Annotated in this window: 19 protein-coding genes and 1 tRNA gene; 5 read left to right on the plus strand and 15 right to left on the minus strand. The window is 69.3% G+C overall.

Annotation, left to right across the window (positions count from 1 at the left end):
- Positions 1 to 7: 7 nt before the first annotated feature.
- The 7 genes from BLW83_RS07125 to BLW83_RS07155 all read right to left on the minus strand — a co-directional run bounded on the left by BLW83_RS07125 (position 8) and on the right by BLW83_RS07155 (position 7371).
- Positions 8 to 1096 (minus strand): DNA polymerase III subunit delta', encoded by a 1089-nt coding sequence (locus BLW83_RS07125; RefSeq protein WP_090846997.1) that lies wholly within the window; start codon positions 1094 to 1096, stop codon positions 8 to 10.
- Positions 1093 to 1713, minus strand: a complete 621-nt coding sequence (gene tmk, locus BLW83_RS07130) for a dTMP kinase (RefSeq protein WP_090846999.1) — start codon at positions 1711 to 1713, stop codon at positions 1093 to 1095. The genes BLW83_RS07125 and tmk overlap by 4 nt, the downstream gene beginning before the upstream one ends.
- Positions 1714 to 1724: 11 nt before the next feature.
- Positions 1725 to 2894 carry a D-alanyl-D-alanine carboxypeptidase family protein gene (locus BLW83_RS07135; protein ID WP_090847001.1) on the minus strand — a complete coding sequence of 390 codons (1170 nt, stop codon included), beginning with the start codon at positions 2892 to 2894 and terminating at the stop codon, positions 1725 to 1727.
- A gap of 165 nt (positions 2895 to 3059) precedes the next feature.
- On the minus strand, positions 3060 to 4505 hold the full coding sequence (locus BLW83_RS07140) for a DEAD/DEAH box helicase (RefSeq protein ID WP_090847003.1): 1446 nt from the start codon (positions 4503 to 4505) through the stop codon (positions 3060 to 3062).
- Positions 4506 to 4748: 243 nt separating this feature from the next.
- Positions 4749 to 5783, minus strand: coding sequence for an LLM class flavin-dependent oxidoreductase (locus tag BLW83_RS07145; RefSeq protein ID WP_090847005.1), 1035 nt, complete (start codon positions 5781 to 5783; stop codon positions 4749 to 4751).
- A 303-nt stretch (positions 5784 to 6086) separates the two neighbouring features.
- Positions 6087 to 6830 carry an outer membrane protein gene (locus BLW83_RS15425; RefSeq protein WP_143042765.1) on the minus strand — a complete coding sequence of 248 codons (744 nt, stop codon included), beginning with the start codon at positions 6828 to 6830 and terminating at the stop codon, positions 6087 to 6089.
- 464 nt (positions 6831 to 7294) lie between these two features.
- Positions 7295 to 7371, minus strand: a tRNA-Arg gene (locus BLW83_RS07155).
- A 107-nt stretch (positions 7372 to 7478) separates the two neighbouring features.
- Here BLW83_RS07155 and BLW83_RS07160 point away from each other — a divergent pair.
- Both BLW83_RS07160 and BLW83_RS07165 read left to right on the plus strand, forming a co-directional pair.
- Positions 7479 to 8504, plus strand: a complete 1026-nt coding sequence (locus tag BLW83_RS07160) for a LacI family DNA-binding transcriptional regulator (protein ID WP_090847009.1) — start codon at positions 7479 to 7481, stop codon at positions 8502 to 8504.
- 88 nt (positions 8505 to 8592) lie between these two features.
- Positions 8593 to 9069, plus strand: coding sequence for a response regulator (locus BLW83_RS07165; protein ID WP_090847011.1), 477 nt, complete (start codon positions 8593 to 8595; stop codon positions 9067 to 9069).
- A 32-nt stretch (positions 9070 to 9101) separates the two neighbouring features.
- On the opposite strand, the gene BLW83_RS07170 is transcribed toward BLW83_RS07165, so the two are convergent.
- From BLW83_RS07170 to meaB, 6 genes are all read right to left on the minus strand, one after another.
- Complete coding sequence (locus BLW83_RS07170; protein WP_177172509.1) at positions 9102 to 12110, minus strand: PAS domain-containing protein; 3009 nt, start codon at positions 12108 to 12110, stop codon at positions 9102 to 9104.
- A 143-nt stretch (positions 12111 to 12253) separates the two neighbouring features.
- Entirely contained in the window at positions 12254 to 13045 is a 792-nt protein-coding gene (locus tag BLW83_RS07175) for a hypothetical protein (RefSeq protein ID WP_143042767.1), read from the minus strand.
- A gap of 66 nt (positions 13046 to 13111) precedes the next feature.
- Positions 13112 to 14404 (minus strand): serine--tRNA ligase, encoded by a 1293-nt coding sequence (gene serS, locus BLW83_RS07180; protein WP_090847018.1) that lies wholly within the window; start codon positions 14402 to 14404, stop codon positions 13112 to 13114.
- Between the two features lie 81 nt (positions 14405 to 14485).
- Positions 14486 to 14845 carry a thioredoxin domain-containing protein gene (locus tag BLW83_RS15690; RefSeq protein WP_090847020.1) on the minus strand — a complete coding sequence of 120 codons (360 nt, stop codon included), beginning with the start codon at positions 14843 to 14845 and terminating at the stop codon, positions 14486 to 14488.
- 163 nt (positions 14846 to 15008) lie between these two features.
- Positions 15009 to 16073: a bifunctional transcriptional activator/DNA repair enzyme AdaA gene (locus tag BLW83_RS07190; RefSeq protein ID WP_090847022.1), complete on the minus strand. Its 1065-nt coding sequence runs from the start codon at positions 16071 to 16073 to the stop codon at positions 15009 to 15011.
- A gap of 138 nt (positions 16074 to 16211) precedes the next feature.
- Positions 16212 to 17192, minus strand: a complete 981-nt coding sequence (gene meaB, locus BLW83_RS07195; RefSeq protein WP_090847024.1) for a methylmalonyl Co-A mutase-associated GTPase MeaB — start codon at positions 17190 to 17192, stop codon at positions 16212 to 16214.
- Positions 17193 to 17417: 225 nt separating this feature from the next.
- Here meaB and rpmB point away from each other — a divergent pair, with 225 nt between their 5' ends.
- The 3 genes from rpmB (at position 17418) to BLW83_RS07210 (ending at position 18719) form a co-directional block, all read left to right on the plus strand.
- Positions 17418 to 17693 (plus strand): 50S ribosomal protein L28, encoded by a 276-nt coding sequence (gene rpmB, locus BLW83_RS07200; protein WP_090847565.1) that lies wholly within the window; start codon positions 17418 to 17420, stop codon positions 17691 to 17693.
- Between the two features lie 174 nt (positions 17694 to 17867).
- The gene (locus BLW83_RS07205; RefSeq protein WP_143042771.1) at positions 17868 to 18170 is read left to right on the plus strand and encodes a hypothetical protein; all 303 of its coding nucleotides are present in this window, start codon (positions 17868 to 17870) and stop codon (positions 18168 to 18170) included.
- Positions 18171 to 18203: 33 nt separating this feature from the next.
- Positions 18204 to 18719: a copper chaperone PCu(A)C gene (locus BLW83_RS07210; RefSeq protein WP_245728665.1), complete on the plus strand. Its 516-nt coding sequence runs from the start codon at positions 18204 to 18206 to the stop codon at positions 18717 to 18719.
- Between the two features lie 77 nt (positions 18720 to 18796).
- Here the strand turns inward: BLW83_RS07210 and mnmH are convergent, their stop codons facing one another.
- Entirely contained in the window at positions 18797 to 19873 is a 1077-nt protein-coding gene (gene mnmH / locus BLW83_RS07215) for a tRNA 2-selenouridine(34) synthase MnmH (RefSeq protein WP_090847026.1), read from the minus strand.
- Positions 19874 to 19875: 2 nt separating this feature from the next.
- A complete protein-coding gene (locus tag BLW83_RS07220) occupies positions 19876 to 20448 on the minus strand; it encodes a L,D-transpeptidase (protein ID WP_090847569.1) in 573 nt (190 codons plus the stop codon).
- Positions 20449 to 20577: the final 129 nt, after the last annotated feature.

Genomic DNA, 20577 nt, shown 5'->3' on the forward strand with positions numbered 1-20577 from the left:
ATCATCCTCAGCCGGGCGGGTCGGCGCGGCCTTGCGCAAGGGTCAGAAGCATATCCATCACCAGCGCCGCAGGGTCAAGGTTAACGGCCCGCCCGGCGCGGGCGCGGGCGGACAGCTCGGCCAGCGCGGCGGCCCAGTGGCGGGCGGCGCGATCGTCGGGGGAGATGCGGGCGAGGGTGGCGGATTCCTGCGGCGCGGCCTCGGGCAGGGGCGGGCCCAGCAGGCCGCTGCGGGCGGCGCGGGCGAGGAAAAGCTCCAGCAGCGTCATGGTCAGGTCAAAGGGATCGCCCTCGGCCCCCGGTCGTCCGGCGGCGGCCTGCGCGAAAGCCGCCGCGGCGTGGCGGTCCATGTCGGGATGGCGCGAAAACAGCGCGACCAGCTGCGCGTAACGGTCAAGCCCGTCCTGCCCGGCCAGCCGCAGCGCCTCGCCCACCGAACCGCCCGACAGCGCCGCCAGCCGGTCGGGATCGCCGGGCACCTCAAGCGGGGCGAGCGCGCGGGCCATGTCCTCGGGCGACAACGGTGCCAGCCGCAGCTCGCGGCAGCGCGAGCGGATGGTGGGCAGCAGCCGCGCCGGGCGATGCGCGACCAGCAGCAGCAGCGCGTCGCGCGGCGGTTCCTCAAGCAGTTTGAGCAGCGCGTTGGCGGCGTTGGGGTTCATGTCGTCGGCGGCGTCGATGATGGCGACGCGGCGCCCGCCCTCGACAGCCGACAGCTGGAAAAACGACAGCAGCCGGCGCATGTCCTCGACGGTGATCTCGCCGCGCAGCCGGCCCTTGTCGTCAAGGCTGCGGCGGACGAGATGCAGCCGAGGCTCGGACAGGGCCAGCAGCCGGCGGGCGACGGGGTGGTCCGGCGGCACCGACAGGTCGGGGGTAGCGGCGTCGGCCAGCAGCCAGCGGGCGATGCGCCAGGCCAGCGTGGCCTTGCCGGTGCCGCGCGGGCCGGTGATCAGCCAGCCGTGGTGCAGCCGCCCCGAGGTGGCGGCGGCGTGGAATTGCGCGACGGCGGCGTCCTGTCCGATCAGAGTGGCGGTCTCGCGCGGGTGGGGGGCGCCGGGCACGCGGTCGGATTCGACGGGGGTATCCTCGGTCATGGGGCAGCCAGCGCCTGACGCACGCGGGCGGCGACGGTGGCCGCAGCGCCGCTGCCGTCGATCAGCCGCACCCGCGCCGGGTGGCGGCGGGCGAGGTCGTGGAAGCCGGCGCGCAGGCGCAGCTGAAAGCCCAGGCCCATGGATTCATAGCGGTCCTCGGCCTCGGTGCCGCGCCCGGTGGCCCGGGCCAACGCCTCGGCGGGGTCGAGGTCGATGACCAGGGTCCGGTCCGGCTCGACCCCGATCACCAGCCGGTGCAGCGATTCGACCAGGTCCGACAGCCGGGCCTGTTCCGCCCCTCGCGCCGCGCCCTGATAGACGCGGGTCGAATCGGCGAAACGGTCGGTCACCACCCAGGCGCCGCGGTCGAGCGCCGGGCGGATCAGCCGTTCCAGATGGTCGCGGCGGGCGGCGGTGAACAGCAGCAGCTCGGTTTCGGGTGACCAGCGGTCGGGCGGCCCCTCGACCAGCAGGCGGCGGATATCCTCGGCGCCCCTTGATCCGCCGGGTTCGCGGGTCAGAACCACCTCGTGCCCCTCGGCCCGCAGCGCATCGGCCAGCAGCCGTGCCTGGGTGGATTTGCCCGACCCGTCGATGCCCTCGAAACTGATGAACACGCCGCCGCCGGTCAGCCGCGGACCGCGGTAATCGCGCGCTGGCCCAGCCGCAGCGCCGCGTTCTGCAAGCGCCCCACGAACCCCGCCCGCGCCACATCCGTCGCCGCAAACAGCGCCAGCCGCGATTCGACCGAGCCGGGGACCGAGATCACCAGCTCGCCCAGTCGCTGGCCGGCGGCGATAGGGGCCTCGACCGGGCTGTCGAACACCGCCTCGGCGGTGACGCCCGAGGCAGCGCCCGCGGGGATCAGCACGTTCACCCCGTCGTCGGTGGTCAGCGCCACCCGCCGCGATTCGCCCAGCCAGACCGGCGCCCAGGCAACGGTTTCGCCCTTGGGAATCACGGTGTGCATGGTGAACTGGCCAAAGGCCCAGTTGACGATCCGTTCCGATTCCTCGGCCCGCGCGCGTTCCGAGCCAAGCCCGTTCAGCACAAAGATCACCCGCCGCCCGTTCTGCACCGCCGAGCCGACCAGCCCATAGCCCGCCTCTTGCGTGTGGCCGGTCTTGAGCCCGTCGGCCCCCAGACCCATCCCGAGGATCGGGTTGCGGTTGTGGATATTCGCCGGCGCGCGGTTGTCGTACTCAAAGGTCTTGAGCGCGAAATTCGCGTAAAGCTGGGGGAAATCGCGGATCAGCCGCTCGGCCAGCAGGCCAAGATCGGCCGCGGACATGACATGGCCCGGCGCCGGCCACCCCGAGGAATTCATCAGCCGCGTGTCGGTCAGCCCCAGCTCGCGGGCGCGGGCGTTCATCTGGCGGGTGAATTCTTCCTCGCTGCCGGCCAGGCCCTCGGCCAGGACAACGCAGGCGTCGTTTCCGGACAGCACGATCACGCCCTTGATCAGCTCGTCCACCGTGGGGCGGTCCTGTTCGTTCAGGAACATGGTCGAGCCGCCCATCTGCCGGGCCTTGGTCGAAACGGGAAAGGTGGTGTCCAGCGTGACGCGCCCGTTCCGCAGCGCCTCGAACACCATGTATGTGGTCATCAGCTTGGACATCGAGGCGGGGGGCAGGGCCTCTTGCGCGTTCTTTTCCAGCAGCACGGTGCCGGTGGTCATGTCATAGACCCAGGCCGCACGGGCCGAGGTGTCGAACCCCTGCGCGGAGGCCGGAATCGCCCACAGCAGCATCAGCGCCGCGGAAAGACCGGCCAGAACACGGGACAGAAGCGCACGCATGAGTGGTCCTTTGCCTGTTTGCGACAGGGTTAACCGAGCCGGCGCCATCTGGCAACGCCGTCCTCTCGCACAGCCTGCACCGACACAGGTAAAGATTCCCTGAACGTGCGCAGGAAAACCGCGGCAGTGGCCGGGGGTGTGAAGCCCCCGGCTGCGGCATATAGCCTAGCCCTGAGTCGCCCGGGGCGCGCGCGAGGGTCGCCGCGCCGGGCGCTTGCGCGCCGTAGCGGGCGCCGCCCCGCGGGACGGGCGGGCCGAGGCGGGGGCGCCCACCGGCACCTCGCCCCCGATCACCGGAATCGCGGCCTTGATGGTCTTTTCGATGGCCCGCAGCTCGCCCAGCTCGGCGGGCGCGCAAAAAGCCACGGCGCGGCCGTCGCGGCCGGCGCGGGCGGTGCGGCCGATGCGGTGGACATAGTTTTCCGGCACATTCGGCAGGTCATAGTTATAGACATGCGCGACCTGCGGGATGTCGATGCCGCGCGCCGCCACGTCGGTGGCGACCAGCACCTGCGTATCCTCGGCCCGGAACGAGGCGAGCGCCCGTTCCCGCTGTCCCTGGCTCTTGTTGCCGTGGATGGCGGCGACCTTGAAGCCCCATTTTTCCAGCAGCTTGGACAGTTTTTCAGACCCGTGCTTGGTGCGGCCGAAAACAATCGCCAACTCACCCGGATGTTTGGCCAGATACTCGGCCAGCAGCGTGGCCTTGTCGCCCTGGTTTACGAAATGCACGCCTTGCGCGATCTTGTCGGCGGGACGGCCCGGAGGGTTCGCCTCGACCCGGACCGGATCGGTCAGGTAGCTGTCGGCCAGTTCCTCCATCAGCTTGGGCATGGTGGCGGAAAACAGCAGGGTCTGGCGGTTGCGGGGCAGCAGCTTGGCGATGCGGCGCAGCGCGTGGATAAAGCCGATGTCGAGCATCTGGTCGGCCTCGTCCAGCACCAGATAGCTGGTGTCGTCGAAACGGATCGCCTTGCGCTCGATCAGGTCGATCAGCCGGCCGGGCGTTGCAATCAGCACATCGACGCCGCGCGACAGCCGGTCGATCTGCACGTTGATCGAGGCGCCGCCGACCACGCGAAAGGCGCGCAGCCCGGTGCCCTGGGCATAGGCTTCGACGTTCTGGGCGATCTGCGTCGCCAGTTCGCGGGTCGGCGCCAGGATCAGGGCGCGGCAGGTGCCCGGCTCGGGGCGCTTGCCGGCGATCAGCAGCCGGGTCAGCATCGGCAGGCTGAAGGCCGCGGTCTTGCCGGTGCCGGTCTGTGCCAGCCCCAGCAGGTCGCGCCCCGCCACGATGGACGGAATCGCCTGCGCCTGGATCGGCGTCGGCTCGTTCAGCCCCAGCGGCGGCAGGTTGATCGCCACGCGGGCGTCGATGCCCATGCGGGTAAAGGCGGTGTCGATGTCGGGAATGGCGCGGCGGATAAAGGGTTCGGCCTCAGTCCGGGCCTTTTTGGCGCGGCCGGGGCCGCGGCGGGCATCGAACCCGGCCGAACGCGGCTTGCCGGCCGCCGGGGTGTCATCGCCCCGGACATGGCTGCCGCCCTGCGGCTTGCGGTTGCCCGAGGGACGCGAGGTATCGGGGCGGGAAGTGCGGATATGTTCGTTCATTCTGGTTTTCCGTGCCGCGATTCCCCGTATCGGAAACGCAGCGACATGGGCCGCGGGCAGCGCCGGCGGCAGGGCAAGGGTCGCGGGTCAGATACGAAACCCGCCGGCAACCCTGCGTGAGATGGGGAACCAGTCGATTGTCGGACCCTGGCGGAAACGAGGTTTCCGCGGCTGCTCACGCGGCAGCGGGTGGCGACCGGGGGAACATGACCATTCCGGCGCAAAAGTCAAGGGGTTGCAGGATCACCCCTTGGCCAGCAGCTCGCGCACCATCGGAATCACCTGCTGCCCATATAGCTGGATGCAGGACATCAGCTGGTCGTGCGGCATCGGGCCGGTGGCATATTTCAGGTCGAACTGTGCCACCCCCAGCGCCCGCACGCTGGCCGCGATCTTGCGCGCGACCGTCTGCGGGCTGCCGACATAAAGCGAGCCGTGCTCGATCTCGGCCAGATAGCGGTCGCGGGTGACCGAGGGCCAGCCGCGTTCCCGCCCCAGCCGGTTGGTAAAATCGCGGTAATGCGGCCAGAAGGCCTCGCGCGCGGCCTCGTCGCTGCTGTCCACATAGCCGGGCGAGTGCATGCCGATGGGTCGTGCCTCGCGTCCCGCTTTCGCGCAGGCGTCGTGATACAGATCGACAAAGGGGCGAAACCGCGCGGGCTCGCCGCCGATGATCGCCAGCATCAGTTGCAGATCATGGCGCACCACCCGCAGCACCGATTGCGGAGAGCCGCCGACACCCACCCAGACCCGCATCCCCCCGGTCCCCAGCGGCGGATAGACCGCGGCGTCCACCAGCGCGGCGCGGGTGCGGCCCTGCCAGTTGACCCGATCCTCGTGCAAAAGCCGGGCGAACAGATCCAGCCGTTCCTCGAACAATGCTTCGTAATCATGCAGGTCATAGCCGAACAGCCCGTAGCTTTCGGTAAAGGAACCGCGGCCCAGAATCGGCTCGGCCCGGCCGGACGAGACCGCGTTCAGGGTGGAAAACTGCTCGAACACCCGCACGGGGTCGTTGGTGGACAGCACCGTCACCGCCGTGCCCAACCGGATGCGCGAGGTCCGCCCCGCGATCGCCGCCAGCAGGATTTCCGGCGCCGAGATGGCAAAATCGGGGCGGTGATGTTCCCCCAGCCCGATAAAGTCGATGCCCAGGCTGTCGGCCAGCACCGCCTGTTCCACCACATCGCGCAGCACCTGATCCATGGGAACGGGCCGCAAGTCGGCGCCAAGGTTCACATCGCCGAAACTGTCCAGCCCCAGTGCGATCCTGTTCATGCGATGCTCCTGCTGCGGTATTGAGGCCCCGGCCGGTGACGTCGGCTCTGTCATCCGCCCGTTGAGATGGACAGAGCCTTGCGTAGAATAGGCGATACTGTGCGGTGATGCCACGTCGTATAGGGCCGCGGTCGCGGTATATGTTCGCCGTATATCAGGAAAACGCAGGGTCAAATGATCCCACCGGACCGGATGCCGGCTATCGCCCTGGTCGATGTGAAAAGGGCGCCGGCCAACATGGTTGAGCGGCGCCCCGGAATTTCGCGGCATTTTCAGCCGGGCCGGATCACATCAGGCAAATGGCTAGAATTTCCAGCCCAGCCGCGCCTCGATCCGGTCTGTGTCTTCGGACTTGCTATAGACCAGCCCGCCGATCAGGCGATTGGTCAATGCAGCGTCGATGCCGACACCATAAGCCGCGCCTTTTTCCTCGAAATCATAGCCAAGCGACAGGTAAGGCAGCACCCGGCCAAAGGCATAACCCGCCTGGCCCATGATCCGCGCAGCGTCATAGTCGCTGCTGTGGATATAGCTGGCCTCGACCCCGCCGACGACATTGTTCGACCATTGGTGACGGTAGCCGGCAAAGATTCCGAGGGTGGAGTGGGTTTTCTTACCGGAATCGTAACCTAGAACCGTGACGTCCTTTGCTGCCTCGGCATCTACGCTATCCCACCATTCCGGATCCAGCCAGTCATCCAACAGGTTCTCGCAAGTAAGGATGCCCGGTTCCTGTCCCGGTTCTTTCCCCGCGATCATGGTGACTCCTTCGGGGAAGTTGTCACAGTTACCCGTATTCCGCCATTCTCTTGCGACATCATACAGGGTGACATTCCTTGCCTTAGTCTTGGCGGAACCCGCGCTGAAACCCGCATAGGGTCCGGTCCAGCTGAATGGCGCTGCAACCTGATTGCCGACCATTGGCGCAGGTGGATGATCGACGATGGGCGCAACATAACCACCCGCCTGAACCGAACCCGCAAGCAAGACGCCGGAAACGGCTGCAAACACACGCGAAAAACAATACTGATTTACATGGAGTTTCATCGCAACATTTACCTATCACTACCGGCGAAAAACAATCTGCGAGCCGTTGCGACCGACCGGCTTCGCCAATCAACCAGTCGGATCGAGGCCAACCGTAAGGTGAAATGTTACAAGTGTGAACTTGACTAAATGGTCATGCCGGGGATGCGCGGCGCATCCGGCCCCGGTGGCTGAAACTCGGGTATTTCAAGCGACGGCAATTAACCTCAGGATTGCAAACCCCGCGGAAAAAAATCACCCGCAGACAGGGTGTTGTCAAGAAATTCGCGCCCGCATCGCTTTGCGCCCGGAATCGCAAGGGTTGAGCGGGACCGGCGCCGAATCCGGGGATGCGGCGTGCCCGCCTCTGGTTGCGCCGGTTACGCCCCCCGGCGCCCGGATTTTATTTCCGCACGGGCCGGCTACCCGCGTGATCCGCTGCCCCCGTCGCCGGGGTCAGGGCCATCGCCAAAGACCGGAAATTCTGGTGACCCCGACAGGATTCGAACCTGTAACCTGCCCCTTAGGAGGGGGCTGCTCTATCCAGTTGAGCCACGGGGCCGCCTGCGGTCTTTTTGCATGGGCGGCGGGGGTGGTGCAAGGTTGCGTCCATGTGCTGTCCTGCGCTAACACCAAGTCATTCCTGACAGGCATTCCGGTGATTTCCGCATGAACCCCGAACCCCGCCGCCGTCCGCTGACGCTTCGCGACGTGTCGCTGGCCTCGGGGGTCAGCGAAATGACCGTCAGCCGGGTGCTGCGCAACCGTGGCGACGTGTCGCCCGCGACGCGCGAAAAGGTGCTGACTGCGGCGCGGACGCTGGGCTATGTGCCCAACAAGATCGCCGGCGGGCTGGCCAGCCAGCGGGTCAATCTGGTGGCGGTGGTGATCCCGTCGCTGTCGAATCTGGTGTTTCCCGAGGTGCTGGGCGGGATCTCGGCCGAGCTGGACGACACCGGGCTGCAACCGGTGATCGGGGTCACCAACTATGGCCCCGCGCGCGAGGAAGCGGTGCTTTACGACATGCTCAGCTGGCGGCCCTCGGGGGTGATCCTAGCCGGGCTGGAACACAGCCGCGCCTCGCGCGCGATGCTGGGCAATGCCGGGGTGCCGGTGGTCGAGATCATGGACATCGACGGCCCCCCCATCGACTGCGCCGTGGGCATCAGCCACGAGCGCGCGGGCGAGGAAATGGCCGCGCAGATCCTGGGCGCGGGCTATCGCCGCATCGGCTTTATCGGCACCCACATGCCCGAGGACCACCGCGCCCGCAAGCGGCTGGACGGGTTCGAGCGCGCGCTGGCGCGGGCCGGGCTGGCGCTGGTTGCGCGCGAATTCTATCAGGGCGGCTCGTCGCTGGCCAAGGGGCGCGAGCTGACCGAGCGGATCCTCGCGCGCGAGCCGGATCTGGATTTCCTCTATTATTCCAATGACCTGATCGGGGCAGGGGGGCTGCTTTGGGCGCTGGGGCGCGGCATCGACATTCCGGGGCGGCTGGGGCTTGCGGGGTTCAACGGGGTCGATCTGCTGGACGGGCTGCCGATGCGTCTGGCCACCACCGATGCGCGGCGACTGGATATCGGGCGGCGCGCCGCGCGCATCGTGGCCGGCAAGGATCCGCGGCCCGATAGCGGCGTCGTCGCGCTTGCCCCGACCTTTCTGCCCGGCGACACCATCCGCGCGCCGCGGGGCTAGGCGGGCTTTTTGCCGCGGGCATTCTCTGTCCCCAGGGTGGCGGGCCATGCTATCGTGGAACGGCAATTGTGATTGAGGGCCAGCCGGGATGAACAGCGCAGGGGAAAACGGCTTGCAGGATTGCGCGGTCATGGTGGTCGAGGATGAATTTTTCCAGGCCGACGACCTTGCCTCGGCGCTTGGCCGCGCGGGGGCGCGTCTGGTCGGCCCCTTTGCCACGGTCGAGGCGGCGCTGTCCGCGCTTGAGCGGGGGGTGCAAGTGGATGTGGCGATCCTGGACACCAACCTGCGCGGATCGGCGGTCACTCCGGTGATCGCGGCGCTGTCGCTGCGGGCGATCCCCTATGTGCTGGCCACCGGCTATGACCGCGACATGCTGCCGGCCGACTGGCGGGCCGCGCCGATCTTTCAAAAGCCGTTCGAGATTTCCCAACTGCTCGATGCCATCGCCGAGCTGTGCCGGCACCGCGGCCGAAATTCCAAGGCAAGCAAGCCCAAGGCAAACGGGGCCAACGGCACGGGATTTCCCGGCCAGCCCAAGGTCAAGGCCCCGCGCATCGAATAGGCGACCGGGGCACGGCGGCCCGGTGGGGGCAGTCACCCCATCACGCCCATGATGCCCATCAGGCCGCTGCCGGACCCCGCGACCAAGGATGGAATCGGCAGGGTGATGGTGCAATGCACCCCGTCCGGGGTCAGCTCATAGCTGGTTTCGGCCTTCAACTGATAGGGCAGCGCCCGTTCGATCAGTTCGCGCCCCGAGCCGCTGGGCGGGCGCGGTCCCGGCCCCTGGTCCGGCCGCGCCACCTTGACCCCGCTTTCACGCCATTCGACCCGCAACAGGCGTTCGCCCCCGCTACTCACGCCGCCACACCCGCCGCCATCCGGGTCATCCCCGCCATCCCCGCGGGCGCCAGCGTCTCCGGGCTGGTTTTCCAGCCACCATTCGACCCGCAGCCGCCCCTCGGGCTGCGACAGCGCCCCGTATTTCAGCGCATTGGTCGCCAGCTCGTGCAGCCCCAGCGCCAGCGGCTGCACCATCGAGGACCGCAGCCGGATCCCGTTCGGGCCGCGCAGCAGCAGCCGCCCCCCGTAATCCGAACCGTTCGAGACGCCGTGCGCCGCCAGCTCGACCCGCAGCAATTCGTCAAAGGTGATCCGGTCGCCGTCCGACAGCCGCGACAACAGCCGGTTGACCCGCGCCAGCGCCCCCAGCCGGTCGCGGAAACGATAGCTGAATTCATCCAGCGAGCGGCTGCCCGCCAGCGTCCGGTCGGCGACCGATCGCACCACCCCCAGCAGGTTGCGGGTGCGGTGCTGCAACTCGGCGACCATTACCTCCATCCGGCGGGCGGTCTGCTGTTCCTCGGTGATGTCGCGGCTGACGCCCCCGATGCGGGTGACACGGCCCATCGGGTCGCGGATCGGAAAGCCGGTGTTGCGCAGCAGGCGCAGCTCGCCGTCCGAGGGGCGGCGGATGCACAGGTCGATGGACTGGCGTTCGCCCTGCTGCATCCGTTCCAGCGCCAGCCGGGCCGCCGGGCGGTCCTCGGGCAGGATCAGATCCAGCCAGTCCTGCAAGCCGTCGCCGTGGTCGGACCAGCCGCGCTGCACCCCGAACACCCGCTCGGACGCGGGGCTGAGGTATTCCAGCGCCATCGTTGCGGCATTGCGCACCCACAGCGCATCCGAGGATGCCTCGCCAAAGCTGCGCAGCCGCTGCTCGCGGTCGCGCAGCGCCTCGGCGGCGTTGCGGGTCTCGGTGATGTCGGCGTAAAATACCGAAAACCCGTCGGCATCGCCGAACGGGGCGACCCGCAGCGAAAACCAGCGGTTCAGATCGGGGACGAGATGTTCCACCCGCTCGGCCCGCCCGGTGCGCAGCACGCGGTCGACGATGCCCATCAGGCTTGGGTGGTGCAGCGGGAACACGGCGCTGGCCAGCGTGCCGAGCGCGCGGCTGCGGTCCAGCCCGGTCTGGCGTTCATAGGCGGGGTTCAGTTCCAGATAGCGCGCGTCCACCACCCGGCCTGTCGCCCCGCCTTTCGTGTCGCCGTCGCGCAGCGCCGCGCAGATCGCCACGCCTTCGTCGATGCGGTCGAACAGCGAGCGATAGCGCAGCTCGCTGCTGTGCTGCGCCTGTTCGGCCTGGGCGCGGCGCACCGCGGTCCAGACCCGCTCGGCGGTTTCCTCGACCAGCGCCACCTCGACCGGCGACCATTCGCGCGGGTTTGCATCGGCCACGGTCAGCACCGCGCGGAAGATGCCGTCCTTGAGGATCGGCGCCCCCACCATCGCGCGCATCGGGATCGCCGCCGCCCCCTGCGGCCCCGCATTGTCCGGCTCCGGCTCTGGCTCCGGCTCCGGGTCCGGGTCCGGCGCGGCGGTATCGGTGCGGACATAGGTTTTCCCGGCCGCATAGGCCGCGCGCGGCCCGGCGCCAAAATCGCTGAGCGAAAAGCTGCACCCCCCTGCCTGTGGCGTGAAGGGGTGATCGTGCCGCAGGGTGGCGGTGCCGCTGGTCGCGTCGATGTCGAAATATTCGGCGCGGCTGACGCCCAGATGCTGCGCCAGGACCCGCATCGCCAGCGCTTGCATCGTCTGAGGGTCCGACACCGGGCGCAGCGCATCGGTCAGCCGCAACAGGAATTCATGCCGCTGCTCGCGCTGGCGCAATTCATATTCGGCCTGGCGGCGTTCGGTGATGTCGCTCCATACCATGGTGATCCAGCCCGAATCGCGGGCGCCGACCGGGGCGAAACGCAGCTCGAACCAGCGCTCGCCCACGGCAAGCGGCGCGTCGGCGCGCACGGGCACGCCGCTGCGGCGGATCCGCGACAGCGCGTTGATGCAGGGCGCGGCAAGGCAAGGCATCACCTCGGCCACGCTGCGCCCCACGATCCGGCGCTCGCCCAGATGGGCGGCAAAGGCGGGGTTCACCTCGCGAAACACCAGCTGCGATACCGGGTCCGAGGCGTCGCCCACAGCCTCGATCAGGGCGATGCCTTCGTTGATGGAATCGACGATGGCGCGGTATTTCGCCTCGCTCGCGCGCAGGGCGGTTTCGGCCAGCGCGCGTTCGACCGCGGCGCGGGTGCGTTCGGCGACTTCGGCGATCAGGGCGACATCCGCGGCGGACCAGTCGCGCGGGGACTGGTGGTGGCAACCGAAATGCACCACCTCGCGCCCGTTGCGCAGCAGCGGCACGGCGACGATGGCCAGCACGCCCGTGGCCAGCCACGCGCGCCGCACCTCGGGTTCCAGCCGGGGATCGCGCGCGGCGTCAGAGACCACGACCGGCTGCCCCAGCCGCAGCTGGCCGGAGACCCAGCCAAGGCTGCTTGCGTCGTCGTCGAAACGGCCGGCCAGCGGCGGCAGCCGGCGGTTGTATTGCCCGCGGACATGGCATTGCCGCTCGCCGTCGATATCCTCGATCCCCAGATACAGCGTCCGGTCGGTGTCCAGATATTCGCACAGCAGCCGGGCGCTGGTCTGCATGATCGCCGCCGGCTCGTGCAGCGACGCATGTGCATCGCCAAGCCGCAGCAGAAAGGCGTGCTGCCGGTCGCTGTCGGACTGGATTCCGGCCTGATCGGGCGCACGCATGTCAACGGGCATGGCTGTTCTTTCGCCGATAAAGGTTGCTCGGCCTGATCCTATCAGGAATCCCCGGGGGGGCGACGGTCAATCCTCGGTCGTGCCCCGGTCGTGCCCCGGTCGCGCCCGCAGGGAACAGGGTGCGGGCGCGCTCAGGTGGTCATGCGCACCACGACGACGGCCAGCGCGGAAATTCCCAGCACGCAGGCGGTGGCGATGGTGATGCTGGTGCCGGCGGTGACGGCCGCGACGCCGATCATCGCCCAGATCGCCGCCACCGAAAACGTCACCAGCGGTTGCAGGCGCAGCTGCACCCACACCGCGGCCAGCGCCGCCACCAGCAGCCCCAGCAGGATCGAGCGTTCCAGCCCCAACCCGAAATCGAACAGCACCAGCCCCAGCGCGTTGGCCGCCGACATCACCACCCAGCCGGCGACAAAGGCCAGCGGCCAAACGCCGGTGCCGCCGATCCCGTCCGCGCGACGCTCGGCCTCGGTCGTGACCGGGGCTTCGGTCAGCTGCGCGATTCCCAGCGCCAGCGCCGCGCAGGCCGCTGCGGCCAGCGCCAGCCCGACCAGCGGCACAGGGCCGATCACCCAGGGCCACAGCGCCGCCAGCGCCAGCCCCGCGCTGATCGCCAGCGGCAGCGGCGGCGCGAAACGCGCCCGCCCGCGCGCGGCCATGTGCAGCACCGCCGCCACCAGAACCGCCGCCAGCAGCAGCCACATGATCGCCGAACCCGGCTGCGCCACCAGCCCCAGCAGCGACAGCTCGCCCGGGCCGCCGCTCAGCGACATCCGCCCCGCCAGCGTGCGTTCAAAGGACAGCGGGGACGAGCGGAGGGGCGCCCAATCGGTCAGCGTGCGCAACGCGGTCAGCAGGGCCGAGATCGCAAAGGATCCCGCCGTGAACACCTCGATCACTATCCGCAAGCTTCGGCTCATGGCAGAGAAACGCCCCCGCGCCGGGCTGGGTCCATCGCAAATCCGGAACCGGGCGATTTCGGGCGCTCAGGCAAGCCCGCCCTCGGCCGTCAGCCGCGTGGCGCCGCCCAGATAGGGGCGCAGCACCACCGGCAACTCGACCGAGCCATCCGCCTGCTGACCGTTTTCCAGCACCGCAATCAGCGTGCGCCCCACCGCCAGCCCCGATCCGTTCAGCGTATGCACGAACTCGGGCCTGCCGCCCCCCGCGGGGCGATAGCGCGCGTTCATCCGCCGCGCCTGGAAATCGCCGCAATAGCTGACGCTGGAGATCTCGCGATAGCGGTTCTGGCCGGGCAGCCACACCTCAAGATCATGGGTGATGCGGGCGCCGAAACCCATGTCGCCGGTGCACAGCACGATGGTGCGATAGGGCAGCCCCAGCGCCTCGAGCACGGCCTCGGCGCGCCGGGTCATCGCCTCGTGCTCGGGCAGCCCCGATTCGGCGTCGGTGATCGACACCATCTCGACCTTTTCGAACTGGTGCTGGCGCAGCATCCCGGTGGTGTCGCGCCCGGCCGATCCGGCCTCGGAGCGGAAACACTGCGAATGCGCCACCATGCGGCGGGGCAGGGTGGCATGGCCGACCAGATCGCCGTGGACCGTGTTGGTCAGCGTGACCTCGGCGGTGGGGATCAGCCACCAGCCCTCGCGGGTCTGATAGGAGTCCTCGCCGAACTTGGGCAGCTGGCCGGTGCCCTCCATCATCTCGGACAGGACCAGCACCGGCGCCCAGACCTCGGTCAGCCCGTGGCGGTCGACATGCAGGTCCAGCATGAACTGCGCCAGCGCCCGGTGGATGCGCGCCACCGCCCCGGTCAGCATGACGAAACGCGCCCCCGACAGCTTGGCGGCGGTGGCGAAGTCCATGCCCGGACGGACGCCCGCGATCTCGAAATGCTCGGCCGGGGCGAAATCCAGCGCGCGCGGCTCGCCCCAGCGGCGGATTTCCACATTGTCGTTTTCGTCCGCACCCTCGGGCACGCTGTCCAGCGGCAGGTTGGGGATGGTCATCAGCAGGTCGCGCAGCCGCGCGTCCAGCGCCGCGGCCTCGGCCTGCATGGCGGCGACCTCGGCCTTTTTCGCGGCGACCAGCGCGCGCAGATCCTCGAACGCCGCCTCGTCGCCGCGCGCCTTGGCGGCGCCTACGTCCTTGCTGGCGCGGTTCTGTTCGGCCTGTGCGGTCTCGGCGGCATTGATGCGGGCGCGGCGCTCGGCGTCCAGCGCCAGGATTTCAGGCGACAGCGGCGCCAGCCCGCGCCGGGAAAGCGCGGCATCGAACGCGGCCGGGTCGTCGCGGATCACGCGGATGTCGTGCATGAGAAGGGATCCTTTCGCCGTGTCGCCCAAGGGGTGATGTCCCCCTTAACCCAGCCTGCCGCATGACAAAAGCCCCGCCGCTCAACCGGCGTCGGCCAGCAGTGCCCCCAGTTCGCGCCAGAACCACGCAGAGGATTCATAACCCTGAAAGCGGCCTATCTCGACCCGGTCGCGCAGCAGGATGAAGGTGGGCGTTGCATAAGGCGCGCCCGCCAGCGCCAGCCCGTCGGGCCAGGGCCCGTCCAGCGGCACCGGCACGACCGGCGCCGCCCGCCCCTCGGCCCGTGCGGAATACCCGGGCAGAACCTCGCGCCGAAACGCCGCGCAGAACGGACAGCCCGGCGATTCCACCAACAGCAGCGCCAGCCCGCGCGGCACCGCCGCCGCCACTGCGGGCAGGACCAGGCAGGCAAGACCAAGCAAGGCGGCGCGACGGTCCATCGACTCTCCGGGCAAGTTATCCCGGAGCTTGCCTGCATCCCGCAGCAGCGCAAGAGCAGTCACCAGGTTTTCATCTTGCCCGAAATATCCTCCGGGATCGTCGTATACGACGATGGGGGTGGAAAACCCCCGGTCCGGCCGCGCCGCCGCCAGCCTGCCGCCGTCAGCCCGCCGCCAGCTTGCGCTCGATCGCGATCAGCGCCTGTTTGCGCCACAGCCCGCCGGCATAGCCGGTCAGGCTGCCGTCGGCGCCGATCACCCGGTGACAGGGGACCACGACGGCAAGCTGGTTGGACCCCACCGCGCGGGCCACCGCCCGCACCGCGCTGGGCCGTCCGATCCGGGCCGCAAGCTCGCCATAGCTGACGGTCGCGCCGGGGGGGATGCGGCGCAGCTCTTCCCAGACCTCGCGCAGGAACGGGGTGCCGTAAAGCGTCAGCGGGACATCGAAATCCCCGCTTTCGCCGACGAAATAGCGCTGCAACTGCGCCTCGGCCCCGTCGGTGATGCTGGTGCGGCCCAGCCCGATCCGGCCGCCCGCCGCCTTGGACAGCCGCTGCAATTCGGCCGCCAGCGCCTTGCGGTCGGTGAATTCCAGCAGATGCAGGCTGCGGTCGTCCGCCACCGCGATCATTCCTCCCAGCGGCGTGTCCAGCCATTCCGCGACCAGCCCCCCCGCACCCTGCACCATCGCCGCCGGTGGATGGCCGAACAGCCGCGCGAAAGCCTCGCGAAAACCGCTGGCGCTGTCGAACCCCGCGTCCAGCTGCGCCGCGATCACCGGCGCGCCCCCGGCCAGCGCCCGCGCGCCCTTGCGCAGCCGCATCTGCCGGGCGAGCTCCAGAAAGCTCATCCCGTAATGACGCTTGAAGGCGCGCCGCACGGTCGAGGGGTCCAGCCCCAGCGCGGCCACCCCGGCCTCGGTCCAGCGCCGCCCCGGCTCGGCGTTCAGCGCGTCGAGCATCCGGCGCAGCACCGGGTCGCCCTCGGCCTCTAGCCCCAGAGGGTGGCAGCGGCGGCAGGGGCGGAACCCCGCCGCAAGCGCCTCGGCCGGGCTGGCGAACCAGCGGCAGTTTTCCGGCCGGGGTTTGCGCGCGGGGCAGGTCAGGCGGCAAAAGATGCCGGTGGTGGCGACGCCGACCCAGGCGCGGCCCTCATAGGCCGGATCGCGGCGGATCAGCGCATCGTAAAGCGCGGCGGAATCGGGGGTAAGGGGCAGGCTGTCCATGCGCTTAGCTTAGCCGATTCGTGCCGGCGCGCAGCCGCGGATCGGGCGTTTATTTCCGGGCGGTCAGGGCAGGGGCCAGCCCCATCGTCGTATACGACGATCCCCCGGGATATTTGGGCACCAAAGACCGGGGCGCGGTCAACCGAGCGATTCGAGCATTTCCGCCGCGGCCGCCACCGGGTCGGCCCGGCCGGCGGCGACCTGCGCGCCAAGCGCGGACAGGCGCGAGGCGGCGGGTTCGCGTTCCAGCCGGGCAAGCAGGCCGGCGCGGACTTCGGACAGGAACCAGCTTTGCGCCTGTTCGGCGCGGTTGCGGTCGAAATTACCGGTCTCGCGCCGCCATTGGGCCAGCGCCTGCATCTCGTCCCAGGCGCGCGCCAGCCCGTCGCCCTCGACGGCGGACACCGGCAGCGCCTTGGGGAAACCCTCGGGGTCTTGGGGACGCTTGCGCAGCAGTCGCAGCGCGCCCGCGTAGTCCGAGACGGTGCGGGTGGCGGTGGCCTTGAGCTCTCCATCCGCCTTGTTGACCAGAATCAGGTCGGCCATTTCCATGATCCCGCGCTTGACGCCCTGCAATTCATCGCCGCCCGCGGGGGCCAGCAGCAGGATGAACAGATCGCTCATCTCGGCCACAAGGGTTTCGCTTTGCCCGACGCCCACCGTCTCGATCAGCACCACGTCAAAGCCCGCGGCCTCGCACAGCCGCGCGGTTTCGCGGGTGCGGCGGGCGACGCCGCCAAGCTCTGCGCGCGAGGGCGACGGGCGGATATAGGCGTTGGGGTCGCGCGACAGCTGTTCCATCCGCGTCTTGTCGCCCAGGATCGAGCCGCCCGAGCGCGCCGAGGACGGATCGACCGCCAGCACCGCCACCCGCAGGCCAAGCCCGGTCAGCATCAGCCCGAACGCCTCGATAAAGGTGGATTTGCCGACCCCCGGCGTGCCCGACAGCCCGATGCGCAGCGCCTGCCGCCGGGGCAGGGCGGCCAGCAGCGCCACCGCCTGTTCGCGGTGATCGGCGCGGGTGCTTTCGATCAGCGTGATCGCACGTGCCAGCGCGCGGCGTTCGCCCGCGGCCACGGCGGCGGCCAGATCCCGGGCGGGGGCATGAATGTCGGACATCGGCGATCCCTCTGGCTGACGGTTGCGGATGTGGTATTGGTCCGGGGCGCCGTTGCCAAGCGTTCGCGGCCATTTGCCGGGGTGCGCATCGATTCGGGGTTGACGCTGGGCGCGGGCGACCCTATCCACGCACAACGGATTTCCGGGCGCTGCCTTGGCAAGCGCCCTTTCAATTTCCGGCACCGGCCGCAGCGGGGCCGGTCGCTGCAACGAAGGATCAAGATCATGTCGCGCGTCTGCGAACTGACCGGCAAGGGGCCGATGTCCGGCAACACCATCAGCCATGCCAACAACAAGAACCGCCGCCGGTTCCTGCCGAACCTCAACGACGTCACGCTGATGTCGGACAAGCTGGGGCAGTCCTATTCGCTGCGCATCTCGGCGGCGGCGCTGCGCTCGGTCGACCACCGCGGCGGGCTGGATGCCTATCTCGCCAAGGCCAAGGACGACGAGCTGTCGCCCCGCGCGCTCAAGATCAAGCGCGAGCTGGCCAAGGCCTGAGCATCGCATGGCGTGGCAAGGCGCCCGCGCCGGCACTATATCTGCAAGGCCCTGCCCTCGCGGCAGGGCCTTTGCCGTTTTACCCATCCGCATCGACGCCCCTAGGCGGCCGCGCCGCGGTGGCATAGACTGCCGGCAATGACCATGCTGCCGCGCCTCTGTCTTGTCCTGCTCATGCTGCTGACCAGCGTCGCGCTGGGAATGGCGCGCGGGCAGCTGCGGGTGGGCGGGGAACTCGTGCTGTGCAGCGGCAGCGCCGTGGTGGTGGTGACGGCACCCGACGGCAGCCCCGGCCACGCCCATTTCTGCCCGGACATGGCGACCGCGCTGCTGGCAGCGGTCGAACTGCCGCCGGTCGCACCCCACCGCCCCGTTGCCCGGTGGCAGGGGGCATGGCCGGCAACAACCCTCGTTCCCGCGATGGCGGATCGTCCGTCACCCCAGGCCCGCGGCCCCCCGCCGCCGCGCTCTGGCTAAGACGATCCCATATCAAAACACGAGAGTATTCCGATGAACCGCACCACCATGCTTGCCGCCGCGCTCGCGGCCCTTATGCCCATGTCCGCTCTGGCGCAGGACACTGCGCCGACCGTGTCCGAGGCCTATGCCCGCTCGACCAACCCCAAGGTCGGAGCCGCCTTCATGACCATCACCAACAACGGCAGCAAAGATTGCGTGCTGAGCGCCGCCAGCGCCCCCGACATCACCGACCGCGCCGAACTGCACACCCATGTCGAGGAAAACGGCGTCATGTCGATGGTCGAGGTCGACAGCATCACCATCCCCGCAGGCGCCAGCCACGCGCTGGATCGGGGCGGGGACCACGTGATGTTCATGGCGACCAAGGCCCCTATGGCGCAGGGTGACGAATTCGAGCTGACGCTGGATTTCGGCGACTGCGGCACGGTGCCGGTGACGCTCAGCGTGGACAATGACTTTGCCCCCGCGGGTGGCCACGACGACCACGACCACGACGACCACAGTCATGACGACCACAGTCACGACGACCATAGCCACGGAAATTGAGCCGCGGGGCTTCTTTCTGGTGAAAATACCCAAATTGCGGCCGCGCGGATTGCGCGGCCGTTCCTTTTATTGGCCCTTTACTGGCCCTGCCGAGCCAGCACGGCCAGCGCCGCCTCGATACGGGCGGCGGCATTCTCCAGCCCCGCCGCGTCCAGCCGCGCGACCTCGATCACCGCGCATTCCAGCGCGCCGTGGCGGGCGCGGTGCCTTTCATAGCGAGGGTCGTAGTGGTGGCGCATCAGCCCCTCGGCCAGCGCCGCCCATTCGCCGCGTTGCGCCATTGCGTGCCAGTCCTCGATCAGCGCGGCCGGGTGCAGGGGGGTCAGGCGGGCGACGGTGGCCGCGACCCGGCCCGGTTCGGACACCGCATCGGCATAGGCGCGGGCGGTATAGGCGGCGCGGGCCGCAACCGGCACCGCCAGCCGCAGCCGCGGCGCCTCGCAGATCGCGCGCCACATCGCGCGGGGCAGCGCCAGCCCGCCAATGCGCGAGCTTTCGCCCTCGACCACCACCGGGCGCGCGGGGTCCAGCGCCGCCAGTGCCATCGCCAGCCGCGTCTCGAACAGCTTTTGCGCCGGCTGGCCGCCGGGGCGCGCGCCGAACAGGCTGCCGCGGTGGTTGGCCAGCCCTTCAAGGTCGATCACCTGCACGCCGCGGCTCGCCAGAAGATGCAGGATCTCGGTCTTGGCGGCGCCGGTATTGCCGTCCAGCACCACCACCGGCGCGGACGGGCCGCGGCGTTCGACCTGATCCAGCACCAGCGCGCGCCAGCTTTTCCAGCCGCCCGACAGCCGCGAGGTGCGCCAGCCGATCTGCGCCAGGATCGTGGCGAAGGCGCCTGAACGCTGCCCGCCGCGCCAGCAATAGACCAGCGGCCGCCAGCCGCCGCCGTGGCCCGCCAGCGGCCCCGCCACATGGCCCGCGACATTGGCCGCGGCCAGCGCGCCGCCGATCTTGCGGGCCTGAAACGGCGAGACCTGCTTATAGATGGTGCCGACCTCGGCGCGCTGCGCATCATCCAGCACCGGCAGGTTGATCGCGCCGGGCAGGTGGTCCTCGGCGAACTCGGAGGGCGAGCGCGCGTCGATGATCGCATCGAACCCGGCGCCTGCCAGTTCGGTCAGCGCGTTCAGCTGGAATTCGACCGGCTGCAAGCTCAGTAGACGTAGACCGGGGTGCCCAGCGGCACCTTGTCGAACAGGTCCATCACCGCCTCGTTGCGCATCCGGATACAGCCGTTCGACACCGCCCGCCCGATGGATCCCGGCTCGGTGGTGCCGTGGATGCGGATGGCGGTATCCTGCCCCGACAGGGTGTGCAGATACAGCGCCCGCGCGCCCAGCGGGTTCTGCGGCCCGCCCGGCATCCCGTTGGCATATTTGGCATATTGCTCGGGCTTGCGCTCGATCATCGCCTGGGTGGGGGTCCAGCTGGGCCATTCGACCTTGCGCCCGACCACGGCGCGGCCTTTCCAGACCAGCTCGGCGGTGCCGACGGCGACGCCGTAGCGCACGGCGCGGCCCGGAGCGATGACGTGGTAAAGATAATACTTGTCCGACACCACGATGATCGAGCCGACCTCGAACCCGTCGCGGATCGCGACCTCGGTCGGGGCGGGGTCATAGGCGGGGCGCGGCGTGGCTGCGGCCGGCGTCGCGGCCTGCGCCAGCAGCGCCGAGGGCGCGGCCAGGATCGGCAGCGACAGCATCATCATCTGGCGGCGGTTCATGCGGCCGGTCATCGGTGTCCTGTCCCCCGTGGTTTCCGGTTTCCAGCGCTAACCCGCCGCCGCGGCGGTTTCAACTCAAAGCGGCGTGACGGTTGCGCCGGTGCGGTTTCGCGCCCATATCGGGATGGC

It is taken from the genome of Paracoccus alkenifer, assembly GCF_900108405.1.
In the GTDB taxonomy this organism is placed as follows: domain Bacteria; phylum Pseudomonadota; class Alphaproteobacteria; order Rhodobacterales; family Rhodobacteraceae; genus Paracoccus; species Paracoccus alkenifer.